The following is a 4,202-nucleotide window of genomic DNA, read 5'->3' on the forward strand; positions in this document are numbered from 1 at the left end:
AAAAGCGTACAGGTATGGGTTTAATGGAAAAGAGAAGGATGATGAAGTGAAAGGGGAAGGAGATAGTTATGACTATGGTTTTAGAATGTATGACCCAAGGATCGCGAGATTTATGAGTATTGACCCCTTAACATCGGATTATCCCTATTTGACACCTTATCAATTTGCTTCAAACAGACCACTCGATGGAGTTGACTTAGACGGTAAAGAATGGGCAGAAACTACCACTTCAGTAACTTTACCAGACGGTACTATTAAATTAACTACAGAACTTGTAATACGAGTCAAAGTAGAAAATCAATCTACAATAATTACTGACCCTAATATTATAAAATCAAGATGTGAGGCGATAAAAACTAAAATTGAAAAAGAAGGCACAAGAGCGTTGGTATATACACAAGATGGAAAGAATTTTCAACATGATGTAAAAACTACCGTGGTGTTGGATTACACTCCTAGAACTTCTAACGATGGATATATAGGGAGGTTAATTTTTGATGACAGAACAAGTGTTCAAACAGTGGTTCGAAATGGTAACACTGTAACAACAAGTGAAGCTTGGAAGAAAGGAGAGAATCACGGTGAAGTATATTCATTTACAACGAATATCGGTATTACAAAAAATGGAAAAATAGTTGATGAATCCGATATGGCAGAAACAGCCTTGCACGAAATTTTTGGGCATTCTGGAGGATTAAATCATCCATGGGAGTTAGGGGTAATTGAAATATTATTAAATCCTGAACTTAATCAAAGTGATCTTAATAGTAGGGTGTTAAATAAAATTATTCAGAACTTTATGAATACTGACGATAATCCAGATAAAAGTCTACGTCCTCCTACAACAACATCAAATTTCATAGAGCCCGGACAGATCAGAGCTATTATAGAAACTGTAAGGGGAAAATCTGACGGTGGTCCTACTACAGAAGAATTAAAAAAACCATAATTATGAAATATATCACCGTATTCTGTTGTAGTTTATTAATATCCTGTTCTTCCAATAAGGTAGATATTAGACATTATCAGTTACAGGAAGCTATTATATCACAAGAAAGTCCTAGTGTTACTAAAAGTTCTAAATTTTATACAACTTCAGAAGACACCAATGTTATTGCATTGGTTATCAAAGAAAAATTTAATGATACTATTGGTATCATTATTAATAATAAATTGGTTGATGAGTTTAGTAAAAAAGATACAACGGATTGTGATGACTGTCCTCCAAATATGCTGTTTAAACATTATAAAATTAATTATAAAACAGACAATATTAAATTATACTTAAAAAATGAAAAAAAATATATTGATATAAAGCTGAATGATAGCTATAGAACGTATATAATTAGTAGATATAACTTAATGTGGTATATAAATTTATGGCCAAAATAAGTACATACTTAATACAAAAAATTCATCTTTAAATTAAACGCTAAATTTGTGAACTAATTTACATTTATTTGTAAGTTTTAATATTGCTCTCTTAACAGAACTATTTATAAAGATGAAATAGACTTAGGAAATAGAACATTTAATTGTATTTTATCAGAAAAACATTACTTTATATACATGAAATAAAGAATTTACTAGCATTACTGTAACCACCTAAACAAAAAAGCAAAGCTTTGTGCTTTGCTTTTTTGTTTTACTTTGCGGTCAAAATACATTAATGAAAAAGCAGGCGGCATTAGTGCCCTTATTTAAGCAGTTTATAAAAGATACCGAAACCGGCAAACGCCTAAAAAAGAACGGTGAGCGTATAAAACCGCAAACCATACAAAATTACGGCTATGTATTGCAAAACCTGGTACAGTTTAGTACCGTTTGCGGTTTTGAGCTCCGTATAAGCGATGCTTCTAAACTAACCGCCCGTGAACTCAAAAGCGAGAAAAACTACTGGAAAAAATTTTACCAGAAGTTTACCGAGTTTTTATATAAAAAGGGGTGTTTTGATAATTATGTGGGGGCAAACATAAAAACCATACGCATATTTTTTAACTACCTTAAAAACGATAAAGATATGTATACGGGCGATTTTCAGCGCCTGTTTTATGTACGTAAGGAGGAGATAGATATACTGGTGCTTTCACCGGAGCAATTAAAGTTTTTAATACACGACCGCACTTTTGAAGCCTCGCTTACACCTGCATTGCGCAAGGTAAAAGATATTTTTGTATTTGGCTGTACCACAGGCTTACGCTACAGCGATATTTTTTTACTGACCACAAAAAACTTTGAACAACAGGGTGCTGACTGGTACCTGAAACTACGCAGCAAAAAAACAAAAACCTTTAGCTATATAAAGCTTCCCGGGTATGCAGTTGCTATATATGACCAATACAAGCCGGGCAATAGTAAGCTGCCCGTATTTGGCAACCTTACGTTGTTTAACTTTAATAAATCCCTGAAGCGCATAGGCGAGCTTGCGGGTTACACCACCCCTATAGACATACACCGCGAACGCCAGGGTAAAACACGCGCTATTACTACTACGGCTGCAAAAACCCGCTTTTGCGATAAAATGAGCTCTCACATGATGCGCCGCACGGCCATAACCACGCTGCTTATACTAGGCATGCCAGAACACCTGGTACGAAAAATAAGCGGCCACAGCAACGCCAGCACCTCCTTTAACCGCTATGTACATTACGCACAGACATACATGGACAAAGAGATTGAGAAGGTGCATAGTAAGCTGGAGGTGTATTGAAATATATCTACCGTTTTTTATTTTAGAAAACTATTGGTACAACCTGTTTTTATAGTTATGTTAAAAAAAGCCTCCACGATTGCAATTCTTACCATTGTTTTGTTGCTAGAGAAAACATTTCGATTTGCAAAATCCATATTTTTCAATAATTTACATATTAAATACTCGAGGAATTATATTTCAAAAAAATTTGTCTTCTTTCTTCCGAATTTGTTAGATTAGATAACCATAAGCCAAAGTCGCTATCTTCATCGATTTCAGAATACATTAATGTTGATACAGGATTATTGATTAAATAATTAATTTTCAACTCACTATCTAGCGCGCATAGATTTAAATGGGAAACATTATTATCTATAAAATATTCAATTCTAACATTAGTATCATACTTGTATATCATTTCATTAAAATATAAATAAATATTCTGTTTTTGACAAAACACACCTACTATATCGGAGTCGAAATTAGAGAAAAAACCCGAAATGGTGAAATTTGACTGTTTACTAATAATTGAATAATTTCGGGTTTCAATGTCTAGTTCTAAAACTGTGTTAAATTCCTTAAATTTTTGTAAATAAATCTTCATATTTATAGCATATCATATCTTTTTAAAATAGACTCAATTTTTTTACCAAACTCTTTATATAAGGCCTCTCCCAATGCTTTCTTATCTCCTAAGGGTCTAGATGCTGAATTAATAATCTGTGCATCAGTTTTACCTTGTTTCTTCATAGCTTCATAGGTGGGACCTAATTTATCACCATAACGTCTTATATTAAATTCATAAATAAATTTTCGCAAATCTGAGGGAGTTGCATCTTTATATAGCAATCCAAGTGCCCTTCTTTGTTCATTCAAACTTTTAGCAACTACACTTTCTGGTATTCCGGCATTTAACATTTCTTCTCCAACCTTGCTTAAAGCTGCAACCTCCTTGGTATAATTTTCTCTTAATAAATCTCTAGGAATTCCTTTTAATTTAAGTTTCTGGCTTAATTGAGAATATATTCTAGAATCTTCTTCAGCATCCCCAATACCATATTTGGCAGTTTGCATTATATCTACTGCACTTAAAGTTAAACTAACTATTTCCTGTTGTCCCTTTACCACTTTTTCACCATAATCTGGATCAGCATAAGGATTACGAACTGGAGCTTTTCCTGTTGATATCTGATTAACATTATATGCTATATTCATCCAGCCTAAAAGTACTTTGCTGAAAAATCTTTTAAAAGAACCTCCTTCGTGTTTTTTCTCATTTTCATTTGGTATTTTGCTACTTTCCAATCCTTCAAGTTCAATTGCCTGTACTGGACTATTTGAACTAAACTGGTATGGAGAATAAAATGGGTACTTAGATGCTAGCGGATCCACCGCAAAGAACCTACCAATCCTTGGGTCGTGCATCCTAAAGGTGTAGTTAAGGCTGTTACCTTCGCCTTTTAGCTCATCGTCTTTTTCCTGCCCCTGGAATCCATACCTGTACGCTTTG

General features: G+C 33.8%; 4 protein-coding genes. 3 read left to right on the forward strand and 1 reads right to left on the reverse strand.

The window, feature by feature from the left end:
• From ACLI08_RS16340 to ACLI08_RS16350, 3 genes are all read left to right on the forward strand, one after another.
• On the forward strand, window positions 1-949 hold a 949-nt coding region (locus ACLI08_RS16340; RefSeq protein ID WP_411429579.1), incomplete at its 5' end, for an RHS repeat-associated core domain-containing protein.
• Window positions 950-951: 2 nt separating this feature from the next.
• Complete coding sequence (locus ACLI08_RS16345) at window positions 952-1,392, forward strand: hypothetical protein (RefSeq protein ID WP_411429580.1); 441 nt, start codon at window positions 952-954, stop codon at window positions 1,390-1,392.
• Between the two features lie 277 nt (window positions 1,393-1,669).
• The gene (locus ACLI08_RS16350; RefSeq protein WP_411429581.1) at window positions 1,670-2,710 is read left to right on the forward strand and encodes a tyrosine-type recombinase/integrase; all 1,041 of its coding nucleotides are present in this window, start codon (window positions 1,670-1,672) and stop codon (window positions 2,708-2,710) included.
• A 588-nt stretch (window positions 2,711-3,298) separates the two neighbouring features.
• Here the strand turns inward: ACLI08_RS16350 and ACLI08_RS16355 are convergent.
• Window positions 3,299-4,202, reverse strand: a 904-nt coding sequence (locus ACLI08_RS16355; protein WP_411429582.1) for an RHS repeat domain-containing protein, incomplete at its 5' end; no start/stop codon positions are given.

It is taken from the genome of Flavobacterium sp. RNTU_13, assembly GCF_046614455.1.
Taxonomy (GTDB): Bacteria; Bacteroidota; Bacteroidia; order Flavobacteriales; family Flavobacteriaceae; genus Flavobacterium.

Excerpts from the sequence above, each read along its gene's own strand:
- ACLI08_RS16345 (WP_411429580.1), top strand. The coding sequence starts at position 952 with ATGAAATATATCACCGTATTCTGTTGTAGTTTATTAATATCCTGTTCT.
- ACLI08_RS16350 (WP_411429581.1), top strand. The coding sequence starts at position 1,670 with ATGAAAAAGCAGGCGGCATTAGTGCCCTTATTTAAGCAGTTTATAAAA.